The organism is Streptomyces sp. TRM68367 (assembly GCF_014495685.1).
GTDB lineage: Bacteria > Actinomycetota > Actinomycetes > Streptomycetales > Streptomycetaceae > Streptomyces.
This window is the reverse complement of the sequence record NZ_JACTVI010000052.1, coordinates 35,847-58,086: the sequence shown is the minus strand read 5'-3', so window position 1 is coordinate 58,086 and position 22,240 is coordinate 35,847. Positions and strand designations below refer to the sequence as shown.

Annotated in this window: 20 protein-coding genes; 13 read left to right on the top strand and 7 right to left on the bottom strand. The window is 69.6% G+C overall.

Translation table 11 applies throughout. The annotated features are described in order from the left end of the window. Positions 1 to 300: 300 nt before the first annotated feature. Together H8R17_RS28045 and H8R17_RS28040 are read left to right on the top strand one after the other, a co-directional pair. Positions 301 to 948, top strand: a complete 648-nt coding sequence (locus tag H8R17_RS28045) for a recombinase family protein (protein ID WP_187826013.1) — start codon at positions 301 to 303, stop codon at positions 946 to 948. A 765-nt stretch (positions 949 to 1,713) separates the two neighbouring features. Further along, complete coding sequence (locus H8R17_RS28040; protein ID WP_187826010.1) at positions 1,714 to 1,995, top strand: hypothetical protein; 282 nt, start codon at positions 1,714 to 1,716, stop codon at positions 1,993 to 1,995. A gap of 101 nt (positions 1,996 to 2,096) precedes the next feature. On the opposite strand, the gene H8R17_RS28035 is transcribed toward H8R17_RS28040, so the two are convergent. From H8R17_RS28035 to H8R17_RS28020, 4 genes are all read right to left on the bottom strand, one after another. Then, positions 2,097 to 2,999: an amino acid ABC transporter permease gene (locus H8R17_RS28035; RefSeq protein WP_187826009.1), complete on the bottom strand. Its 903-nt coding sequence runs from the start codon at positions 2,997 to 2,999 to the stop codon at positions 2,097 to 2,099. Then, positions 2,996 to 3,673 (bottom strand): amino acid ABC transporter permease, encoded by a 678-nt coding sequence (locus tag H8R17_RS28030; protein WP_187826008.1) that lies wholly within the window; start codon positions 3,671 to 3,673, stop codon positions 2,996 to 2,998. The genes H8R17_RS28035 and H8R17_RS28030 overlap by 4 nt, the downstream gene beginning before the upstream one ends. A 96-nt stretch (positions 3,674 to 3,769) precedes the next feature. Further along, a complete protein-coding gene (locus H8R17_RS28025; protein ID WP_187826007.1) occupies positions 3,770 to 4,618 on the bottom strand; it encodes a glutamate ABC transporter substrate-binding protein in 849 nt (282 codons plus the stop codon). A 76-nt stretch (positions 4,619 to 4,694) separates the two neighbouring features. Further along, on the bottom strand, positions 4,695 to 5,471 hold the full coding sequence (locus H8R17_RS28020; RefSeq protein ID WP_187826006.1) for an amino acid ABC transporter ATP-binding protein: 777 nt from the start codon (positions 5,469 to 5,471) through the stop codon (positions 4,695 to 4,697). A 291-nt stretch (positions 5,472 to 5,762) separates the two neighbouring features. Here H8R17_RS28020 and H8R17_RS28015 point away from each other — a divergent pair, with 291 nt between their 5' ends. After that, positions 5,763 to 6,449, top strand: coding sequence for a response regulator transcription factor (locus H8R17_RS28015; RefSeq protein WP_187826005.1), 687 nt, complete (start codon positions 5,763 to 5,765; stop codon positions 6,447 to 6,449). A 9-nt stretch (positions 6,450 to 6,458) separates the two neighbouring features. After that, on the top strand, positions 6,459 to 7,844 hold the full coding sequence (locus H8R17_RS28010; RefSeq protein WP_187826004.1) for an ATP-binding protein: 1,386 nt from the start codon (positions 6,459 to 6,461) through the stop codon (positions 7,842 to 7,844). Positions 7,845 to 7,872: 28 nt separating this feature from the next. On the opposite strand, the gene H8R17_RS28005 is transcribed toward H8R17_RS28010, so the two are convergent. Further along, complete coding sequence (locus H8R17_RS28005) at positions 7,873 to 8,865, bottom strand: TAXI family TRAP transporter solute-binding subunit (RefSeq protein WP_187826003.1); 993 nt, start codon at positions 8,863 to 8,865, stop codon at positions 7,873 to 7,875. Between the two features lie 497 nt (positions 8,866 to 9,362). Here H8R17_RS28005 and H8R17_RS28000 point away from each other — a divergent pair, with 497 nt between their 5' ends. From H8R17_RS28000 to H8R17_RS27990, 3 genes are all read left to right on the top strand, one after another. Next, on the top strand, positions 9,363 to 10,142 hold the full coding sequence (locus H8R17_RS28000; RefSeq protein ID WP_187826002.1) for a carbonic anhydrase: 780 nt from the start codon (positions 9,363 to 9,365) through the stop codon (positions 10,140 to 10,142). Positions 10,143 to 10,285: 143 nt separating this feature from the next. Further along, positions 10,286 to 11,806, top strand: coding sequence for a tRNA (N6-isopentenyl adenosine(37)-C2)-methylthiotransferase MiaB (miaB, locus tag H8R17_RS27995; protein WP_187826001.1), 1,521 nt, complete (start codon positions 10,286 to 10,288; stop codon positions 11,804 to 11,806). A 130-nt stretch (positions 11,807 to 11,936) separates the two neighbouring features. After that, positions 11,937 to 12,653: a class III extradiol dioxygenase subunit B-like domain-containing protein gene (locus tag H8R17_RS27990; protein WP_187826000.1), complete on the top strand. Its 717-nt coding sequence runs from the start codon at positions 11,937 to 11,939 to the stop codon at positions 12,651 to 12,653. A gap of 122 nt (positions 12,654 to 12,775) precedes the next feature. Here H8R17_RS27990 and H8R17_RS27985 read toward each other — a convergent pair whose 3' ends face one another. Both H8R17_RS27985 and H8R17_RS27980 read right to left on the bottom strand, forming a co-directional pair. Next, positions 12,776 to 13,045, bottom strand: coding sequence for an antitoxin (locus H8R17_RS27985; RefSeq protein ID WP_187825999.1), 270 nt, complete (start codon positions 13,043 to 13,045; stop codon positions 12,776 to 12,778). A gap of 24 nt (positions 13,046 to 13,069) precedes the next feature. Beyond that, positions 13,070 to 13,381: a hypothetical protein gene (locus H8R17_RS27980; protein WP_187825998.1), complete on the bottom strand. Its 312-nt coding sequence runs from the start codon at positions 13,379 to 13,381 to the stop codon at positions 13,070 to 13,072. A 183-nt stretch (positions 13,382 to 13,564) separates the two neighbouring features. On the opposite strand from H8R17_RS27980, the gene miaA reads away from it, so the two are divergent. From miaA to hflX, 6 genes are all read left to right on the top strand, one after another. Then, entirely contained in the window at positions 13,565 to 14,503 is a 939-nt protein-coding gene (miaA, locus tag H8R17_RS27975; protein WP_187825997.1) for a tRNA (adenosine(37)-N6)-dimethylallyltransferase MiaA, read from the top strand. Positions 14,504 to 14,611: 108 nt separating this feature from the next. Continuing rightward, positions 14,612 to 15,115 carry a hypothetical protein gene (locus tag H8R17_RS27970; RefSeq protein ID WP_187826012.1) on the top strand — a complete coding sequence of 168 codons (504 nt, stop codon included), beginning with the start codon at positions 14,612 to 14,614 and terminating at the stop codon, positions 15,113 to 15,115. A gap of 74 nt (positions 15,116 to 15,189) precedes the next feature. Continuing rightward, positions 15,190 to 16,092: a diaminopimelate epimerase gene (gene dapF / locus H8R17_RS27965; RefSeq protein WP_187825996.1), complete on the top strand. Its 903-nt coding sequence runs from the start codon at positions 15,190 to 15,192 to the stop codon at positions 16,090 to 16,092. 392 nt (positions 16,093 to 16,484) lie between these two features. Beyond that, complete coding sequence (locus tag H8R17_RS27960) at positions 16,485 to 18,713, top strand: bifunctional (p)ppGpp synthetase/guanosine-3',5'-bis(diphosphate) 3'-pyrophosphohydrolase (protein WP_187825995.1); 2,229 nt, start codon at positions 16,485 to 16,487, stop codon at positions 18,711 to 18,713. 260 nt (positions 18,714 to 18,973) lie between these two features. Beyond that, positions 18,974 to 20,455 (top strand): M1 family metallopeptidase, encoded by a 1,482-nt coding sequence (locus tag H8R17_RS27955; protein ID WP_187825994.1) that lies wholly within the window; start codon positions 18,974 to 18,976, stop codon positions 20,453 to 20,455. Between the two features lie 243 nt (positions 20,456 to 20,698). Continuing rightward, on the top strand, positions 20,699 to 22,189 hold the full coding sequence (gene hflX / locus H8R17_RS27950) for a GTPase HflX (protein ID WP_187825993.1): 1,491 nt from the start codon (positions 20,699 to 20,701) through the stop codon (positions 22,187 to 22,189). Positions 22,190 to 22,240 lie beyond the last annotated feature (51 nt).

Below are 22,240 nucleotides of genomic sequence, written 5' to 3'. Positions count from 1 at the left end.
GCCCTCGCCAGCGCGGCAGGACTCACCCACCCACCGGAGATCAAGACAGCGAGTTATTAATCGGCAAGCCCTAACTACACGGCATTGGACCTAGGCCGCGAGCGGGCACCCGCACCCCGTCACACACCGCAACCGTTACGTTGCCGAGAAGACCTCACTGCATGACCCTCGCCCGCAGCATCCGGCTTTCTGAAAGGACCCCTTAGCGTTGTTTTTTCGGCGGGAACTACTGGGACCCCAGGTCGGCAGCGTCGACATCTCGTGCCGGAAATCAACGTCGATGAACGATCCGGCCGGTAGATTCCGACACATGCTCATCGGCTACGCGCCTCCACCGCCGACCAGAACCCCGATCATCAGATCGACGCCCTGATCCGGGCTGGCGTCGACCGCGAGAACATCCACGTCGACACCGCCAGCGGCGCGAAGGCATCGCGCCCGAAGCTCGATCTCGTCCTCGAGCTGCTGCGCGAGGGCGACACGCTCAAGGTCACCCGGCTCGACCGGCTCTCCCGCTCCGTACTGCACCTGGTCACCCTCGGCGCTGACCTGCGCGAGCGCGGCATCGAGCTGCACGTCATCGAGCAGGGCATCGACACCTCCACCATGGAGGGCCGGGCGATGTTCGGGATGCTGTCCGTGCTCGCCGAGCTGCAGCGCGAGCTGATCGTGGCGAACACCAACGACGGGCTCGCCGCCGCGCGAGCCTGCGGCCGCGTCGGCGGGCGCCGGCCCAAGCTCACCCCGGACCAGGCCGCGCTCGCCCAGCGGCTCCACGACGAGCGGGAGAAGACCGTCCAGCAGATCGCCGACATGTTCGGCGTCCCCCGCTCCACGGTGTACGGCCACCTCGACCGCGAGAAGACCCTGCCCCGACAGCCGAAGAAGACCACCGCCAGCAAGCCCATTAGCTACCAGCGGGTTACTTGTCCCCTGGTGTCTCAGTAGCCCGGACGCGCCATGGAGGAAAAGGCGTCGTGCATCCCTCTTGTTCAGGTCGTCGGTGAGCATAAGGGTCGCGGGCGGTGCTCGGTGCTGGTGGAGGATATTTAGGAGGAGAATGGATTCACCGACGCTGGGCAGAAAGGCGAGTACGGTGTCGGGGCGAGTTATCTGAGTGCATGTAGCGACTTGTCTGCCGTTGCTTCGGCAGCAACGCTGACTTCCGTGCAGGATTGCAGAGCAACCCAGGCTGAGTAATCTCAGCACCCTTTAGTTGGAACTTGGCGAGTTTTTCGGGCGCTTCGGCTCGCTAGTTGCCGAGTGGTCATGCCACGCGACGCCCTCCTCCGATCGAGGGAGGGCCCCTTGCGCCCACACCTTGTGGGGGTCTCCCGCAGTTGCACGGGATGGGAGGGTGTGAACGCCGGGTCGCCGAAGGAAACGGAGAACACATGAAGCGCGATGGAGTGTCGGTCGCCATCGAAACTGGATGAGTGTCAACCCGCGCCGGCACTATCAACCGGTCGCTGCCGAGTAAAAGCAAGTGCAAGTCCTTCTGGGTGCAGGGAACCCTCACCTATGTTGCGGTATCCGATTCTTACCAGCACTCGTGGCGGTGGGAACGGGGCAACTACCCGGCATGAGAGAGGAACGTAAACAACGATGAAGCGAAAGACGCTTACGGAGCCGGTCTCATGGCGCCGTCGGCAAGCGCCGAAAACTTCCGAGGTCTACCTTCGAATGCGAGTGGCCAGATAAATGTCTCGGGGAATGAAGTCCCACAAGTACACGGACAAGCAGTACCGCAGCACCTCGCTCCCGAATCTGCGTAAGCACTCCATTCGCGTCACTTACGCGGGCTGCGCGATCTGGAAGGCCCGTGCAGCGGTCAAGTGGGGAAGCAGCGTCGATACGGTCGAGCAGGACGTGGAGGGCTGCAACAAGTCCGTCCTGCTGACTCCCATAGGAGACATGAAGGCGTCCGTCACACTGACCATCCACCTGGAACCCTTGGACCGTACGGGGAGCAAGAGCATCAAGCCGGTCGGCTGATGACCTTTCGTGACTGCACATGACTGTGGCCCGCCGCTACTAGGCGGGCCACAGTCATGCAGGCACCTCGCATCAACTCCCGGACAGTGACGAAGGCTTCATCACGCGCTGGCGCTGGTCCCGTACGAGCCCCCGACCTCAGCCGCATTGAGGTCCTCGACCTCATCGGCACCGACGACGGCCCCGGTGCTCCGCTTGCTGCGCCGCAGCCTGCCCTCCAGCCAGGAGGCGAAGGAGGTGAGGATGAAGTTCAGGATGATGTAGATGACCGCCACCATGATGAAGCTGGGGATGACGTTCGCGTAGTTGGCCGCGAGTGTCTGGCGAGCGTTGAGCAACTCGGTGAACCCGAGCATCACGCCCCCCAGCGCGGTGTCCTTCACGATGACGACCAGCTGGCTGACGATGGCCGGCAGCATGGCGGTGACGGCTTGCGGCAGCAGGATGCTCGTCATCGTCTGGCCCTTGCGCAGGCCGACGGCGAACGCGGCTTCCGACTGGCCCTTGGGCAGGGAGAGGATGCCGGCGCGTACGATTTCGGCGAGGACCGAGGCGTTGTAGAGCACCAGGCCGGTGACGACCGCGTACAGGGGTCGCTCATCGCTCGGGATGCCCGTGGAGCGGACGTAAACCTCGTTGGCGAACAGCATCAGGAGCAGGACCGGAATCGCTCGGAAGAACTCGACCACCGCGCCGGCCGGGACCCTGACCCACCGGTGGTCGGACAGGCGAGCGATGCCGAAGATCGCGCCCAGCGGCAGGGCGATGACCATCGCCAGCGCTGCGGCCTTCAGGGTGTTGACGAGGCCCGGCAGTAGATACGTCGTCCAGGCCTCGGAGGTGGTGAACGGCTCCCACAGGGACCACTGCAGCTGGCCCTTGTCGTCCATCGTCTGCCAGATCCACCACAGCAGCAGGGCGAGCAGGACGAAGAAGACCACCGAGAACAGCAGGTTGCGCCGCTTGGCCTTCGGGCCCGGGGCGTCGTAGAGAACGGACGTCATCGCTTCACCGCCAGTCGCTTGCTCAGCCAGCCGAGGATGAGGCCGGTGGGCAGGGTCAGTACCACGAACCCGAAGGCGAAGATCCCGCCGATGAGCAGCGTCTGTGCCTCGTTCTCGATCATTTCCTTCATCAGGAGGGCGGCCTCCGCCACGCCGATCGCGGCCGCCACGGTCGTGTTCTTGGTCAGCGCGATCAGTACGCTGGCCAGCGGCCCGATGACCGAACGGAACGCCTGCGGCAGCACGATGAGCCGCAGAACCTGGCTGAAGCTCAGCCCGATGGCGCGGGCCGCCTCGGCCTGTCCGACGGGCACCGTGTTGATGCCGGAGCGGATCGCCTCGCAGACGAAGGCCGCGGTGTAGGCGACGAGGCCGAGGACCGCCAGGCGGAAGGCCTTGGCCTTGAAGTCGTCGGGCGCGCCCATCGTCACGCCGAAGATGTTGGCGAGGCCGAGCGAGGTGAAGACGATGATGACGGTCAGGGGGATGTTCCGGACGATGTTCACGTAGGCAGTGCCGAACCCGCGCATCAGCGGAACCGGGCTGACCCTCATGGCCGCCAGCAGAGTGCCCCAGATCAGGGAGCCGATGGCCGAGAAGGCGGTGAGCTGCACCGTGACCCAGAAGGCGCCCAGCAGGGTCGGGTTGTCATAGTCAGAAAGAAAGTCGAACACGATCTCCCGCGCTTCCGGGTGTGTGGCATACGTGGCGGACGTGGCGCGCCGCCGCCAGAGAAGCGGTGGGCGGCGGCGCGTCTGCGGAGTCCCGCGTTACTTGACGATCTGACCGATCTTCGGCGCGGGCTCGTACTTGTAGTTGGCCGGGCCGAAGTTGTCCTTGACGGCCTTGTCCCAGGACTTGTCGCTGACCATCTTCTCCAGCGCGTCGTTGATCTTGTTCACGGTCGCGGTGTCGCCCTTCTTGACACCGATGCCGTAGTTCTCGTTGCTCAGCTTGAGTCCGGCAAGCTTGAACTGCCCCTTGTACTGGTCCTGCGCCGCGAAGCCTGCGAGGATCGCGTCGTCCGTGGTCACGGCGTCGAGAGCGCCGCTCTGCAGACCCGCGATGCACTCCGAGTAACCGCCAAGCTCCTGCAACTGAGCCTTCGGCGCGATCTCGTTCTTGACGTTCTGCGCCGAGGTCGAGCCGGTCACCGAGCAGAGCTTCTTGCCGTTGAGGTCGGTGCCCTCCTTGATGTCGGAGTCCGCCTTGACCAGCAGGTCCTGGTGGGCCAGCAGGTACGGGCCGGCGAAGTCGACCTTCTGCTTGCGCTCGTCGGTGATCGAGTAGGTGGCCGCGATGAACTTCACGTCGCCACGGGCGAGCGCGTTCTCACGGTCGGCGCTCTGGGTCTCGACCCACTCGATTTGGTTCGGCTCGTAGCCCAGTTCCTTGGCCACGTACGTCGCCACGTCCACGTCGAAGCCGGTGAAGGATCCGTCCGGCTCCTTCAGGCCGAGACCGGGCTGGTCGTACTTGATGCCAATCTTGATCTTGTCGCCACCGCCGGAGCCCGAGCCGGTGTTGTTGCCACCGCCGTTGTCGCCGCCACAGGCTGTGGCGGTCACGGAGAGAACGAGGGCGGCGGCCGCGGCGGCGGTGACCTTACGGAGCTTCATGGTGAACATCCTTTGCCGGTGAAGAGAGAGCCGTTGTTGCGGGTGACGCAGATCGTCGCGGGCGCGACGTGCGCCGTCAGTGGTGCAGGATCTTCGACAGGAAGTCCTTGGCGCGGTCGCTGCGCGGATTGCTGAAGAACTGGTCGGGCGCAGCCTCCTCGACGATGCGGCCGTCCGCCATGAAAACCACGCGGTTTGCGGCCGATCGTGCGAAGCCCATCTCATGGGTGACGACGATCATGGTCATGCCGTCGCGGGCGAGTTGCTGCATGACCTCCAGGACCTCGTTGATCATCTCCGGGTCGAGGGCCGAGGTCGGCTCGTCGAAGAGCATGACCTTCGGGTCCATCGCCAGAGCCCGCGCGATGGCGACGCGCTGCTGCTGGCCGCCGGAGAGCTGCGCGGGGTACTTGTCCGCCTGGTTGGCCACGCCGACCCGGTCGAGCAGCTCGCACGCCTTCTCCTCGGCCTTCTTCTTGTCGGCCTTGCGCACCTTGACCTGGCCCAGGGTCACGTTTTCGAGCACCGTCTTGTGCGCGAACAGGTTGAAGGACTGGAAGACCATCCCGACGTCGGCACGCAGCCGGGCCAGTTCCTTGCCTTCGTGGGGCAGTGGCCGGCCGTCGATCGCGATCGCGCCCGAGTCGATCGTCTCCAGACGATTGATGGTGCGGCACAGCGTGGACTTACCGGACCCGGAGGGCCCGATGACCACGACGACCTCACCGCGGGCGATCGTCAGATCGATGTCCTGGAGCACGTGCAACGCGCCGAAGTGCTTGTTGACGCTCTTCAGGACGACCAGTTCGCCGGTCGCGGCCACGTCTTCCTTGGCCACCGATACTTCGGTCATCGCTCTCTGGCTCCGTCCTCCTCGGTTTCGGAGGACAGTAGTAACCCTCTACGACCTGCGTCATTACATCTGAGGGTAATCTGAGCATCACGATCCGGTAGCAATCGGACACGTGTCGTAGCACTTGTGAGCAGGGCTCATATCGGCCGGGTAACGGAAGCGGCGCACAACCGGAACCCTCTTGACGCCGTCCTCATCCATCAGCGTGACTGCACAAGGTGCACGCGCGGGGCGTGCACACGTTTTTGTACAAATCCAGATTGTACGGCCGATGAACCGGAGGGGGCCCGGATGAGACTGCTGCTCGTCGAGGACGACAACCACGTCGCCGCCGCCCTGTCGGCGGTCCTGGCGCGGCACGGCTTCGACGTCACGCACGCGCGCAGCGGTGAGGAGGCCCTCCAAGCACTCGTCCCCGAGGGTAACGGCTTCGGTGTCGTCCTCCTCGACCTGGGCCTGCCCGACCAGGACGGATACGAGGTGTGCGGCAAGATCCGCAAACGCTCCAGCACGCCGGTGATCATGGTCACCGCCCGCTCCGACGTACGCTCGCGCATCCACGGCCTCAACCTCGGCGCGGACGACTACGTGGTCAAGCCGTACGACACCGGGGAACTGCTCGCCCGGATCCACGCCGTCAGCCGGCGCACCGCCCACGAGGACGGCCAGGGCGGCGCCGACACCGAGCTGCGCCTCGGCCCCGTACACATCGAACTGCCCACCCGCCGGGTCAGTGTGGACGGTTCGACCATCCAACTCACCCGCAAGGAGTTCGACCTCCTCGCCCTGCTCGCCCAGCGACCCGGCGTCGTCTTCCGCCGCGAGCAGATCATCAGTGAGGTGTGGCGCACCAGCTGGGAGGGGACCGGGCGCACTCTCGAGGTGCACGTGGCGTCCCTGCGCGCCAAGCTGCGCATGCCGGCGCTCATCGAGACCGTACGCGGCGTCGGCTACCGGCTCGTCGCCCCCGGGTCGTAGCGGGTCCGGGTGCACACACGACTCCTCCCGCTGCTCATCGTCCTGATGGCGGCCGTGCTGCTCGCGCTCGGCATCCCGCTCGCCGCCAGCGTGGCCGGTGCCCAGCAGCAGAACGTCGTCGTCGACCGGATCGACGACACGGCGCGCTTCGCCGCCCTCGCCCAGTTCGTCGAGGACTCGCCCTCGGCCACGGACGAACGCCTGAAGATGCTCAGCGCCGAACTCACCAGCTACTACGAGGTCTACGGCATCCAGGCCGGGGTCTTCTACCGCAACCGTACGGTCATGGCCCATGCGCCGACGACCTTCTTCCTCCAGCAGACGGGCGAAGTCCGCGAGGCCTTCGACGAGGCCCTGCTCAGCCGCCGCAGCCACGACCCGAAGCAGGTGTGGCCCTGGCAGCGCAGCCGCCTCGTCGTCGCCTCGCCGGTGATCCGGGACGGCGACGTCGTCGCGGTCGTCGTCACCGACTCGCCCACCGGGCAGATGCGCTCGCGCACCCTGCACGGCTGGCTGGTCATCGGCGCGGGCGAGATCGCCGCGATGCTGCTCGCCGTCGGCGCCGCGCTGCGGCTGACCGGCTGGGTCCTCAGGCCCGTACGCGTCCTGGACACCACCACGCACGAGATCGCGAGCGGCCGCCTGAAGTCCCGGGTCGCCGTTGCGAGCGGACCACCGGAACTCAGGCGCCTGTCCCGGTCGTTCAACGAGATGGCGGACAACGTCGAGGACGTGCTGGAGCAGCAGCGCGCCTTCGTCGCCGACGCCTCGCACCAGCTGCGCAACCCGCTCTCGGCGCTGCTGCTGCGCATCGAGCTGCTCGCCCTCGAACTGTCCGAGGGCAACGAGGAGATTGCCTCCGTCCAGGCCGAGGGCAAGCGCCTGGCCCAGGTCCTGGACGACCTGCTCGACCTGGCCCTGGCCGAGCACACCGAGGCCGACCTCCGGCTCACCGACATCGGCGCGCTGACCGCCGAGCGCGTCGCCGCATGGTCGCCCACGGCCGAGGCCAAGGGCGTACGACTGAAGGGGGACTGCCCGCCCACCACCGCCTGGGCCGACCCGGTCGCGCTGTCCAGCGCCCTGGACGCGGTCATCGACAACGCGGTCAAGTTCACGCCGAAGGACGAGACCGTGACGGTGACCGTCGCCGCCGACGGCGACACCTCCACCGTCGTCGTCGCCGACCGCGGTCCCGGCCTCACCGACGAGGAACTCGCCCGCATCGGCGACCGCTTCTGGCGCAGCGGCCGGCACCAGAACATCAAGGGCTCCGGCCTCGGCCTGTCCATCACCCGCGCCCTGCTCGCCGCGGGCGGCGGCTCCATCGCGTACGGTCGCCACGAGCCGCACGGGCTGAAGGTGACGGTGTCGGTGCCCAGGTCGGGGGCGTGACACTGCCCTCGGCGCCGCCCGTGAGGTCCTATGGCTTGACGGACCGGTAGTAGCGTCGTGCGCCGTCGTGCAGGGTCAGCGGATCCGTGTAGATCGCGGTGCGTACGTCGACGAGCTGGGCGGAGTGGACGTGGGCGCCGATGCCGTCGCGGCTCCTTATCACGGTCCGGGTCAGCCACTCGGTGAGCCGGGGCTCCATGTCCGCCCGTGTGATCAGCAGGTTGGACACCGCCATCGTCGGGACGGGCGCGTCCTGGATGGTGGGGTAGGCCGACTCGGGCATCTTGGTGGCGCGGTAGTAGCGGGTGGCGCCGCCCTGGGCGTGCAGCTTGGCGACGAGGTCCGTGCCGATCGGCACGAACCTCAGCTTGGCCTGCTCGGTGAATGTCTTCAGCCCGTCCGTCGGCAGCCCGCCCGACCAGAAGAACGCGTCCAGACCGTGCCCCAGCTGCTCGGGACCGACGTCGATGCCGGCCGAGGAGGGCTTGATGTCCTTCTCCGGGTCGATGCCGGCCACCTTGAGCAGCCGGTTGGCGATCAGCCGTACGCCCGACTTGGGGGACCCTATGGCCACGCGCTTGCCCTTCAGGTCCGCGACGGAGCGGATGTCCGAGTCGGTCGGGACGACAAGCTGCACATAGTCGTCGTAGAGGCGGGCGACACCGCGCAGCTGCTCGGCGCCCGGGCTGCCGAGCAGCTTGTACGTCTCCACGGCGTCGGCCGCGGCGATCGCGAAGTCGGCCTGCCCGGTCGCCACGCGCCGCACGTTCTCCTGGGACCCGTCGCTGGAGAGCAGCGTCACCTTCAGGTCGGGCATGTCCTTGTCGAGCGCGTCGCGCAGCAGTACGCCGTACTCCTGGTAGACCCCGGCACGCGTCCCCGTGCTCAACGTGATCGTCCCGCCCGGCGGATCCTCCCCCAGGGGCAGCAGCCACCACAGCAGCAACCCGAGCACGACGACACCGGCGGCCGAGCACTCCAGTGCACGGCGCCTGCCGATACGGGACACGACGTTGAACATGCGCGCGATCCTGCCAGCCGGCATGCCGGCTGACCAGGGGCGGTGAGGGAGCGTGAGGGAGGCCGGGGGCGGGATGTCGGCCGTACGGCGGCCTGCGCGGGTCCGGATGTCGGGTGCCTTCACGGGGCGAGCTGTGGGGCATGGTGTCTTCACAGGGCGAGCCGTTGGCTGCGGGGGCTTGGACCGGGAGTCGGGGTGCGCGGGACGGCGGTTTGCGGCTCTCGGCGCCGGTCGCGACGAACTCCTCACTCGCACCGAGCGGCAGCAGCCCCGCCCTCCCAGTCCGCCCAGTCCGCCTTCCCGAACGGTCGTCACCCACTGCAACTGTCCGTGACGTCATGTGAATTGGGTGAGCGCTTCTCCTGCGCTTCCTCAGCCTTGTACGGGCGCTAACCGGCCTCTCGCAACAGTGGCATCACCGGTTCCCACCTGGGACAACGGACGCCCTCGAACGCAGGGGGCAAATCGGCGCACAACACCGGAAGGGGCACATCATCATGGGTAGTGCCGGACGACCACAGCGCAGGGCTCTCCTCACAGGAGGGCTGGCGGCCACCGCGGCCATGCTCACCGCCTGCTCGACGAAGTCGGACAGCAAGGGCGGCACGGCCACCGGTAATGCGCAGCCCGCCGCGGCGGCGACGACGCCCGCACCCTCGGCCGGCCTGCGGCCGGACTCGCCCTGGGAGGCGTTCGCCCGGCTGATGGACGGCAACAAGCGCTGGGTCGCCGGGAAGCTCCAGCACCCTGACCGGGACCCGGTCCGGCGTCAGTTCGTCTCCCAGGAGCAGAAGCCCTACGGCGTGATCCTCTCCTGCATCGACTCCCGGGTGCCGCCGGAGCTGTTGTTCGACACCGGACTCGGCGACCTGTTCGTGATGCGCACCGGCGGTCAGGTGGTGTCACCGGTGGTCGTCGGTTCCGCGGAATACGGGCCCCTGACGGCGGGCACCCCGCTGATCGTCGTGCTCGGGCACCAGCGCTGCGGCGCGGTCAAGGCCGCGCACAAGGCGCTGAAGGACAACAAGCCACTGCCCGGCAACCTCCAGTCCATTGCCGAGGCCCTGCGCCCCGCCTACCGGGAGATCGCCAATCAGAAGCACGCCGACCCGGTCGACGCCATGACCCGCGTCCACGTCAAGCAGACCGCCGCCGACCTGCGGTCCAACGCGGACCTCTCCCCGCTGGTGCGGAAGGGCGACCTGGGCGTGATCAGCGCCTACTACTCGCTCGACACCGGCCGGGTGGACGTCCTCTCGGGCGCGCCGTCCGCCTGACAGGGGCCACCCCTTGAGTGGCACCGGCGGCCCGGACGTGGTGCACGCGCGCGTGTGCACGTGAGCGACGACCCGCTCGCGCGCACCCGCGCGGCTACGGCTGCGCGGACCGGAGTGTCCGACGCACCGCCTACCCTTGGGGCATGACCACCATCGACCGGAGCCAAGCAGTGGGCGGCACGCGCACGTATGAGGTACGCACCTACGGGTGCCAGATGAACGTCCACGACTCCGAGCGATTGGCCGGGCTGCTGGAGGGCGCGGGCTATGTGCGCGCCCCCGAGGGTTCGGACGGCGACGCGGACGTCGTCGTCTTCAACACCTGCGCGGTCCGCGAGAACGCCGACAACAAGCTGTACGGCAACCTCGGTCACCTCGCCCCGAAGAAGGCGAAGCGCCCCGGCATGCAGATCGCGGTCGGCGGCTGCCTGGCGCAGAAGGACCGCGACACGATCGTGAAGAAGGCGCCCTGGGTGGACGTCGTCTTCGGTACGCACAACATCGGCAAGCTGCCGGTCCTGCTGGAACGCGCGCGCGTGCAGGAGGAGGCGCAGGTCGAGATCGCCGAGTCACTTGAGGCGTTCCCGTCGACGCTGCCGACCCGCCGCGAGAGCGCGTACGCGGCCTGGGTCTCCATCTCCGTCGGCTGCAACAACACCTGCACCTTCTGCATCGTCCCGGCGCTGCGTGGCAAGGAGAAGGACCGCCGCCCCGGCGACATCCTGGCCGAGGTCGAGGCCCTGGTCGCCGAGGGCGTCAGCGAGATCACGCTGCTCGGGCAGAACGTCAACGCGTACGGCTCCGACATCGGCGACCGCGAGGCCTTCAGCAAGCTGCTGCGGGCCTGCGGGAAGATCGAGGGCCTGGAGCGGGTCCGCTTCACCTCCCCGCACCCGCGCGACTTCACCGACGACGTCATCGCGGCGATGGCCGAGACGCCGAACGTGATGCCGCAGCTGCACATGCCGCTGCAGTCCGGCTCGGACACGGTCCTGAAGGCGATGCGCCGCTCCTACCGCCAGGAGCGCTACCTCGGGATCATCGAGAAGGTCCGGGCCGCCATTCCGCACGCGGCGATCACCACCGACATCATCGTGGGCTTCCCCGGCGAGACCGAGGCGGACTTCGAGCAGACCCTGCACGTCGTGCGCGAGGCCCGCTTCGCGCAGGCGTTCACCTTCCAGTACTCCAAGCGCCCGGGGACCCCGGCCGCCGAGATGGACGACCAGATCCCCAAGAGGGTCGTTCAGGAGCGCTACGAGCGTCTCGTCGCGCTCCAGGAGGAGATCTCCTGGGAAGAGAACAAGAGGCAGGTCGGCCGCACCCTGGAGCTGATGGCCGCCGAGGGCGAGGGCCGCAAGGACGACACCACCCACCGCCTCTCCGGCCGCGCCCCCGACAACCGCCTGGTGCACTTCACCAAGCCGCAGCAGGAGGTCCGCCCCGGCGACGTGGTGACGGTCGAGGTCACGTACGCCGCCCCGCACCACCTCCTCGCCGAAGGCTCCGTCCTGGACGTCCGCCGCACGCGCGCGGGTGACGCCTGGGAGAAGCGCAATGCGGAGAGGGCGGCCAAGCCGACGGGTGTGATGCTGGGCCTGCCGAAGATCGGCGCGCCGGAGCCGCTGCCGGTCGCCACGGGCAGCGGCTGCGGCTGCGACTGAGGGTCTGCCATACCGAAGAAGCCGCCCAAGTGCGCCACAGCCTGCCCGCCATCCGGCGTGACGTGCTGATCGAGGGCCGAGGCCCGTACGGTGCCCCGCCGCTGCTCGGCGGCGGGTTACCCTGCCGATCATGCTTGTCGCCGCCGCCGTCTGCCCCTGTCCGCCGTTGCTCGTGCCCGCGGTCGCCGCGGGCGCCGCGCCCGAGCTGGACACCGCGCGCGCCGCGTGCACGGACGCACTGCGCGTGCTCACCGCCGCCCGTCCGGGCCGGCTCGTGGTGGTCGGACCGGGCGAGCGGGCGGAGCCCGAGGCGTACCCGGAGGGCACGCCGGGGACGTTCCGCGGGTTCGGCGTCGATGCCGACGTACGGCTGGGTCCGGACCAGGGCGGCGCGGAGACCGGGCGCGAGCTGCCGTACGCGCTCGCCGTGGCCGCCTGGCTGCTGGAGCGGGCCGGATGGTCCGATGCCCCGATCGAGGGACTCGCCGTGGGGGAACCGATCGCCGTCGAGCGGTGTATCGATATAGGAAGGGAACTCGCCGGACGGGTCGAGCGGGTCGCGTTGCTGGTGATGGGCGACGCCAGCGCGTGCCGCACGCTCAAGGCCCCGGGCTACCTCGACGAGCGGGCGGCACCCTTCGACGAGCAGGTTGCGCGTGCGCTGGGCGAGGCGGACACGGCCGCGCTCAGGGCGATCGACGCCGACCTGGCACGCGAACTCAAGGTGTCGGGCCGGGTTCCCTGGCAGATCCTGGCGGGCGCGTCCGAGGGCACGCACCTCACCGGCGCGCTGCTGTACGAGGACGCGCCGTACGGCGTGGGGTACATCGTCGCGACCTGGTCGTAGCGGCCACGGGGCCCGGTCGGTCGCAGACGTCGTACGGGCGCCGGTTGCAGAGGCCGTACGGGCATGGAAACGGCGGACGGCCGGGAGCTGTCGTGTCCCGCGGCCGTCCGCCGTCGTGCCGGTCAGGAAGCCGGCGGTGGTGGGGTCGGCGGGGTGCCGCCGCCCGTGTCCGTTCCGGAGTCGCCCTTGTGCGCGAGTCGGTCCATGGCCTCCTTGGCCTTGCCCGTGCCCGTCTGGATCCTGTCGCTGTACTTGCCCTTGGTCTTCTCGTCGACCGTCTTCGCGGCCCGGTCGAGACCGTGCTGGACCTTGCCACCGTGCTGCTGCGCGAGGTCCGAGACCTTGCCCTTGGCCGGGGCCAGCTTGGCCTTCAAATTGTCCAGGAAACCCATGGTTCACCTTCCCTCGCGGGCAGTTTACGTGCGGGCGCCCTCGCCGGCCTCGCTGTCGGCCGCCTCCCCGGCGGACTGCTGCTTGGGGATCTCGACGCCGTTGCCGTCGGCGCCGTCGGTGCTCTTGGAACCGTCCTTGGCGTCCTTGGCAGCCGTGGCGTCCTCACCGGCTTCCTCGGCCGCGGGCTCCGCCGCCTCCGAGCTTTGGGCCGTTCCCTTCGCCTCCGCCGTCTCATCCGCCTCCGGCCCGGCTGACTCCGCGTCCCTCCGGTTCTCGGCGGCGCGCGCCTCCTCCGTGGCCTTCGACCTCCCGAGAAGTCGTGCAATAACGCCCATATCGGCTCCATATGTTACTCGTGCGGACGAATTCCCGCCTTGCCCGGTGCGTCCGTTTGCGCAGGCCGGGGCGCCGCCTCCAGTGATCCGGCAGCGGGAATCTCGCAACGGGCAACGACGCCGGGTGCGGGGTGTCACGTAACTCGTTCGAGAGCGGGGTGCGAGGTTTGCGAGACTGGGTCGGTGAGCAGTGCACCCCCCGCCCCCCTCGTCATCGCCGTCGTCGGACCGACCGCGGCCGGAAAGTCCGATCTGGGCGTCTTCCTGGCCCAGCAACTCGGAGGCGAGGTCGTCAACGCCGACTCCATGCAGCTCTACCGAGGGATGGACATCGGCACCGCCAAGCTGACGCCCGAGGAGCGCGGCGGCATCCCGCACCACCTGCTGGACATCTGGGACGTGACCGTCACCGCGTCCGTCGCCGAGTACCAACGGCTCGCCCGGGACCGGATCGACGCACTGCTTGCCGACGGGCGCTGGCCGATCCTGGTCGGTGGCTCCGGACTGTACGTCCGCGGCGCCGTCGACAACCTGGAGTTCCCCGGCACCGACCCCGAGGTCCGGGCCCGGCTGGAGGCGGAGCTCACGCTGCGCGGCTCCGGGGCGCTGCACGCACGCCTGGCCGCCGCCGATCCGGGGGCCGCGCGGGCCATCCTGCCCAGCAACGGCCGCCGTATCGTCCGGGCCCTGGAAGTCATCGAGATCACCGGCAGGCCGTTCACGGCCAACCTGCCCGGTCACGACTCCGTCTACGACACCCTCCAGATCGGTGTCGACGTGTCCCGTCCCGAACTCGACGAGCGGATCGCGCGCCGGGTCGACCGGATGTGGGAGGCGGGCCTGGTGGACGAGGTGCGCGCACTGGAGGCGCAGGGGTTGCGCGAGGGACGTACGGCCTCGCGTGCGCTCGGCTATCAGCAGGTGCTCGCGGCGCTCGCCGGGGAGAGCACGCTGCAGGAGGCGCGGGCCGAAACCGTACGCGCCACCAAGCGCTTCGCGCGCCGTCAGGATTCGTGGTTCAGACGCGATCCGCGGGTGCACTGGCTGAGTGGGGCTGCGGCGGATGTCACAGAGCTTCCGCAGGTCGCGCTGTCGTTGGTCGAACGACCGGTTACAGCCTGATCACGTCATGGCATCGGGACGCCCCGGCCGTCATCCGGGCCTCCGGGGCCGTGCCATCATCGAGCTTCGATCGACCAAGTGGAGTCCTAGTTGGGAGGGCGCGTGGCGATGGAGGCCGGCCCTCGCGACACCGCACAAGGCACCGAGCACGTCACCACTGACCAGGGTGAACGCGAACAGGACGGCGCCCGTCTGAGCCCCGACGGGCCCGACGAGACGCCGGACGGTGTCACAGGCGACGGCCCTGAGCCGGACGAGATGTACACGGGCGGCGACGAGGTCGAGGTCGAGCTGCGGCCGCAGCGCCGGCTCCGGATCTGGCAGCTCGCGCCCATCGTGAGCCTGGCCGCGATCGGCTCCCTGATGTTCGCCTTCCCGCTGGCCTTCGACTTCGGCGACAGCGGAGCCGTGATCGCCATGCTGGGGCTGCTGATCAGCTCGTGCGCGGCCGGCTGGGGCATGATGGCCGCCCGCCGGGTCGGCTACACCTGGCCCGGACTGCCGCAGCGGGGCTCCGGGCGCCGCCCGGACTGGCGGGTGGTGCTGGCGTACGTCGTGGTGGTCGCCGCGGTGGTCTTCCTGGCCGTCTGGCGCGTGGCCCGGCTGCGCTGATCCCCACGCGCGCGTGGGGACGCCGGCCTCCACACACACGTCGGGATGTCGTACCCACCCCGTACGATCGAGGAATGAGCACGCGGATCGCCTTCCTCAAGGGACACGGCACCGAGAACGACTTCGTGATCGTCCCGGACCCCGAGAACGCCATCGACCTGCCCCCGGCCGCCGTCGCCGCCCTGTGCGACCGCCGCGCGGGCATCGGCGGTGACGGCCTGCTGCACGTCGTGCGGTCCGCCGCGCACCCCGAGGCCCGGCACATGGCGGCCGAGGCGGAGTGGTTCATGGACTACCGCAACGGCGACGGCTCGGTCGCGGAGATGTGCGGCAACGGCGTGCGCGTGTTCGCGCGCTACCTCCAGCGCGCCGGGTACGTCGGCGAGGGTGACCTCGCGGTCGCCACGCGCGGGGGTGTGAAGACCGTGCACATCGCCAAGACCGTGTCGGACAGCGGCTCCGCCGCGGGTGATGTCACCGTCGGCATGGGCAGGGCCCGGCTCCCCGAAGGGGACGTCACGGTCGGCGTCGGCGAGCGCAGCTGGCCCGCGCGGAACGTGAACATGGGCAACCCGCACGCCGTGGCCTTCGTGTCCGACCTCGCACACGCCGGCGACCTGTTCTCCCCGCCGCCGTTCAGCCCGGCCTCCGCCTACCCGGACGGCGTGAACGTGGAGTTCGTCGTCGACCGCGGCCCCCGGCACGTCGCCCTGCGCGTGCACGAGCGCGGCGCCGGCGAGACGCGGTCGTGCGGCACGGGCGCGTGCGCGGTCGCCGTGGCCACGGCCCGCCGCGACGGCTTCGACCCGGCGGCCACCGGCACCCCGGCGACGTACACCGTGGACGTACCGGGCGGCACGCTGGTGATCACCGAACACCCCGACGGCGAGATCGAGATGACCGGCCCCGCGGTGATCGTCGCCGAGGGCGAGATCGACGGGGAGTGGCTGAAGGAGGCGGCGGCCCGGAGAGCGTGACCGCGCAGCAGCTGGGCTGACGGTGTGTGAGCCGTGGCACGCGACTGCGGCCGAGGCCGGCTACTTGGCGGGCAGTCACCATCTGTCGACGGGAGACCGGGCGTGATCTTGCCCACCTTCGCACCCGTCTCTCAGGTCACCCGGCGTTCCTCCGCACCCCATGCGCGGCGTCCCCGTGCGCGGTCCGTCGCACGTCAGCGGATCCGAAACCGTAAACCGCCGGACCGTCGCTCGAATGGGTGATCCGTTTCACGCTCGCTGAGAGGCGGTCAGCTGGGCGTGGTGGGCTCGATAGCATCAAGCACCGGCCCGGGCGGGGGACCGATGCCATCCCCTGAGCCGTGTCCGCCCTGGGGCACCCCGTCCGCCGGTCCACGCAGCCGGAGGTGCCCATGAATGCGGAGGCCACGAACCCTGCGACCCCAGGCCCGGTGACAGGCTCAGCGCCTGTGACGCCGACGGCGCCCCGCAGAAAGTCCCGCCCCCGCATCGACCTGCGCCGCCTGGGCCGCGCCGCGCTGCTCGGCCCCGCCGCCCGCCACCGGCTGCCCGACGCCATCAGCCACGTCGTCGAGGCCCACCGCGCCCACCACCCCGACGCCGACCTCGAACCGCTGCGCCGCGCCTACGTCCTGGCCGAGTCCTCGCACCGCGGCCAGACGCGCAAGAGCGGCGAGCCGTACATCACGCACCCCCTCGCCGTGACTCTGATCCTCGCCGAACTCGGCGCGGAGACCACCACCTTGACGGCCTCCCTGCTCCACGACACCGTCGAGGACACCGACGTTACGCTGGACCAGGTCGGCGAGCAGTTCGGCGAGGAGGTGCGCTACCTCGTCGACGGCGTGACCAAGCTGGAAAAGGTCGACTACGGAGCCGCCGCCGAGCCCGAGACCTTCCGCAAGATGCTCGTCGCCACCGGCAACGACGTCCGCGTGATGTCGATCAAACTCGCCGACCGGCTGCACAACATGCGCACCCTCGGCGTCATGCGCCCCGAGAAACAGCAGCGCATCGCCAGAGTGACCCGGGACGTCCTCATCCCGCTCGCCGAACGGCTCGGCGTCCAGGCGCTCAAGACCGAGCTGGAAGACCTCGTCTTCGCGATCACGCACCCCGAGGAGTACGCGCACACACGGGAGTTGATCGTCCGGAACGCCGGCCGCGCGGACGACCCGCTCGCCGAGCTCGCCGACGAGATGCGCACCGTCCTGCGCGACGCCGGCATCCCGGCCGAAGTCCTCATCCGGCCCCGCCACTTCGTCTCCGTGCACCGCGTCTCCCGCAAGCGTGGCCGGCTGCGTGGCGCCGACTTCGGCCGGCTGCTGGTGCTGGTCAACGAGGACGCCGACTGTTACGCCGTACTGGGTGAGCTGCACACTTGTATGACGCCCGTCGTCTCGGAGTTCAAGGACTTCATCGCCGTACCCAAGTTCAACCTGTACCAGTCGCTGCACACCGCCGTCGCCCTCCCCCAGGCTCGAACCGACTCGCCCGGGGGTACCCCCATGGACGGCCAGGTCGTCGAAGTCCTCATCCGCACCCACCAGATGCACAAGGTCGCCGAGGCCGGCGTCGTCGCCCTCGGCAACCCGTACGCGCCCGCGCCCGACGACCCGGCCGACGGCGAACGCGCCGACCCCACCCGCCCCGGCTGGCTCTCCCGCCTCCTCGACTGGCAGCGGGCCGCACCCGACCCCGACACGTTCTGGTCCACCCTGCGCGAGGACCTCGCCCAGGACCGCGAGATCACCGTCTTCCGGCCCCACGGCGGCACGCTCGGCCTGCCCGAGGGCGCCACCTGCGTGGACGCCGCCTACGCCCAGTACGGCGAGGACGCGCACGCGTGCATCGGCGCCCGCGTCAACGGCCGCCTCGCGACGCTGAGCACAGTCCTGAATGACGGCGACACCGTCCAGCTCCTGATGGGGCAGGACCCGGCGTCCGAGCCCTCCAGGGAGTGGCTGGAGCACGCGCACACGCCGGCCGCCCGGATCGCCATCCAGCGCTGGCTGGCCACGCACCCCTCGCAGGACGCCGCGCAGTCCCCGGCCGACGTCCAGGACGAGGCCGTGGCCGCCGCCGCACGCGGTGCCGAGGCGTCGCCCGCGTCCGCCCGGCCCGCCGTGGACGGCCCGGGCGCACGTCCTGCCGGGGCGGACGCCGTGGTCGTCGACCGGCCCGGCGCGACCGTACGGCTCGCCGGCTGCTGCACGCCCGTGCCGCCCGACGACGTCACCGGCTTCGCGGTGCGCGGGGGAGTGGTCACCGTCCACCGCGTCGAGTGCGCCGCTGTGGCGCGCATGACGAGCACGGGGCGCGCGGAGGTCGGCGTGCGCTGGGGCGACACCGCCGAGTGCCGGGTCACGCTGGTCGCCGAATCGTTCGTCCGCCCTCATCTGCTGGCCGACCTCACGGAAGCCATGGCCCTGGAGGGCGCCGAGATCGTCTCCGCGACGGTCGAACCCCCGACCCAGCAGCAGGTACGCCACACCTACACCGTCGAGCTCCCCGACGCGGCGCACCTCCCCAATCTGATGCGCGCCATGCGCAATGTGCCGGGCGTGTACGACGTGACTCGGGCGCAGCCGCAGACCCAGACAGCGCTGCCGGAAGCCTGAGCGGCCTCGGGCATGGCGCCCGCCGGGCGCATGGGGGTGGGGCCTCGGGCGTCACGGTGTGCGCGGGGTGGTGAGGTGAGCCCTGTGTGCCGAGCGCGTGGATCGAGCCTCGTGCGCTGGGCGTGGGGAAGAGCCTTGTGCGCCGGCCGCGCTCGTCACCGGCCGGGCATCCCTCCGTCTCGCCCGCCCGCCGTACCCGTTCGGGTGGGCCGATCGCGCGTCGTCGCCGTCCCGAACGAGCGCGCTGATAGCCGTGGGGCATGCTGCTCACCCCCCGCCCCAGAACCCCCCGCCGGCTGAAGGCGACGGCGCTGCTCTCCTCGGCGGTCACCCTCTGCCTCGTCGCCGCCGGTGGGCCCGCGGTCCCGCTGGGCGTCGGTGACCGCCTCTTCCCGCACCTGGGCAATCCGGGATACGACGTGGCGTCGTACGACATCTCCTTCACCTATCCCGGCAGCAACCGCAAGCCCCTCCAGGCCGTCACCACGATCGACGCCTGGACGACGACCCCGCTGGATCGCGTCAACCTGGACTTCGCCCATGGCGCCGTCGACTCAGTCGAGGTCGACGGCGAGCGCGCCGCGTTCAGCAGCGCCGGCGAGGACCTGGTGGTCACGCCGGAGGTGCCGCTGCCGGAGGGCAGCTGGACACGGATCACGGTGCGGCACACCAGTGACCCCGTGTCCGCGAAAGGCCGGGAGGGCGGGTGGGTGCGCACGGCGGACGGCCTGGCCATGGCCAACCAGGCCGACGCCGCCCATCTGGTGTTCCCGTGCAACGACCACCCCTCAGACAAGGCGATGTTCACCATCAGCGTCACCGCGCCGGACGGCTACACGGCCGTCGCCAACGGTCTGCCGGCCGGCATGGAAAAGACCGGCGCGGCGACCACCTGGACGTACCGCACCCAGCACCCCATGGCCACCGAACTCGCCCAGGTGTCCATCGGCCGCTCCACGGTCCTGCGCCGCACCGGCCCGCACGGACTCCCCGTGCGTGACGTCGTCCCCACCAAGCACCGCGCTGCGCTCGAACCCTGGCTGAGGAAGACCCCCGACCAGATCGCCTGGATGGAGAGCAAGGTCGGGCGCTACCCCTTCGAGACGTACGGCCTGCTCATGGCCGACGCCTCCACCGGCTTCGAACTGGAGACACAGACGCTCTCTCTCTTCGAGAGAGAGTTCTTCACCGAGCCCGCGTACCCCCGATGGTACGTCGAGTCGATCATGATCCACGAGCTGGCCCACCAGTGGTTCGGCAACAGCGTCAGCCCGCGCACCTGGTCCGACCTGTGGCTCAGCGAAGGCCACGCCACCTGGTACGAGGCCCTGTACGCGGAGGAGAAGGAGGACAAGCCGATGGCGAAGCGCATGAAGGCCGCGTACGGCGCTTCCGACCGCTGGCGCGCGGCCGGCGGACCGCCCGCGGCGCCCAAGGCACCCGAGCCCGGCCGGAAAACCGGCATCTTCCGGCCGAACGTCTACGACGGCGCCGCGCTCGTGCTGTACGCCCTGCGCGAGGAGATCGGCCGCCCCGCCTTCGAACGCCTGGAGCGGGCCTGGGTGGCCCGGCACCGGGACGGCACCGCGACCACGGAGGACTTCGTCCGGCTCGCCTCCGACATCTCCGGTCGCGACCTGACGGGGTTCTTCCAGGCATGGCTGTACGGCTCGAAGACCCCGCCGATGCCCGGCCACCCGGAGTGGAAGTCCGTAGCGCCCAAGAAGGCGCCCGCGCGGTAGCGGGTCAGGCTGTACGGTGCCGGGCCGCGCGCGGTGACCGGCGCCCGGACTGTGACCGGTGCCCGGCAATAAAACGGTGACGAGACGGGCCGTGCCGTGCGACCATCTTCGGGTCGGCGCAGCACGGGACACGGGAATCTCCCGGGGTGTTCGTGCGTTGAGAGCAATGACGGACAGGCCTCGCCGCCCGGCTCAGCTCCACTCCGTCGCCGCACAACGGTTTCCCAACAACGTAAGGATCCAATGACCTCCTCTTCTTCCCCTTCCCAGGACACCAAGCGCTTCGCGCACGCCGATCCCGAAGGTCTTCGGGCCGATGCCCTGATGGAAGAGGACGTCGCCTGGAGCCACGAGATCGACGGAGAGTGGGACGGCGACCAGCTCGACCGCTCCGAGCGCGCGGCTCTGCGCCGCGTGGCGGGCCTCTCCACCGAGCTCGAGGACATCACCGAGGTCGAGTACCGCCAGCTCCGCCTGGAGCGGGTCGTGCTCGTCGGGGTGTGGACCTCGGGAACCGTGCAGGACGCGGAGAACTCCCTCGCCGAGCTCGCCGCCCTCGCGGAGACGGCCGGCGCGCTCGTTCTCGACGGCGTGATCCAGCGCCGCGACAAGCCCGACGCGGCGACGTACATCGGTTCCGGCAAGGCCGAGGAGCTGCGGGACGTCGTGCGCGAAACGGGCGCGGACACCGTCATCTGCGACGGTGAGCTCAGCCCGGGCCAGCTGATCCACCTCGAGGACGTCGTCAAGGTCAAGGTCATCGACCGTACGGCCCTGATCCTGGACATCTTCGCCCAGCACGCCAAGTCCCGGGAGGGCAAGGCGCAGGTCGCGCTCGCGCAGATGCAGTACATGCTGCCGAGGCTGCGAGGCTGGGGTCAGTCGCTGTCCCGGCAGATGGGCGGCGGCAGCGGCGGCCTCGCCACGCGTGGTCCCGGTGAGACCAAGATCGAGACGGACCGGCGCCGGATCCGCGAGAAGATGGCGAAGATGCGCCGGCAGATCGCGGATATGAAGGCCGGCCGCGACATCCAGCGTCAGGAGCGCCGTCGCCACAAGGTGCCCTCGGTCGCCATCGCAGGCTACACCAACGCCGGCAAGTCCTCGCTGCTCAACCGCCTCACCGGAGCGGGCGTCCTGGTGGAGAACGCCCTGTTCGCGACCCTCGACCCGACCGTGCGCCGGGCCGAGACCCCGAGCGGACGGCTGTACACGCTGGCCGACACGGTCGGCTTTGTCCGCCACCTGCCCCACCACCTGGTCGAGGCGTTCCGCTCCACGATGGAGGAGGTCGGCGACTCCGACATGATCCTTCACGTGGTGGACGGTTCGCACCCGAACCCGGAGGAGCAGCTTGCCGCCGTGCGCGAGGTGATCAGGGACGTCGGCGCCACCGACGTACCCGAGATCGTCGTGATCAACAAGGCCGACGCGACCGACCCGCTGACACTTCAGCGACTGCTGCGGATCGAGAAGCGCTCCATCGCGGTCTCGGCCCGCACCGGTCGGGGTATCGACGAACTGCTCGCGCTGATCGACAACGAACTGCCGCACCCATCGGTCGAGATCGAGGCGCTCGTGCCGTACACGCACGGCAAGCTGGTCGCCCGTGCACACGACCATGGCGAGGTGATCTCCGAGGAGCACACCGCGGAGGGCACCCTGCTCAAGGTGCGGGTGCACGAGGAACTGGCGGCCGAGCTCGCGCCGTACGTGCCGGCACCGGTCGCCTGACGGCCCGCACACCGGTCGCCTGACGACCCACAGCGGAAAGGCCCGCCCTCT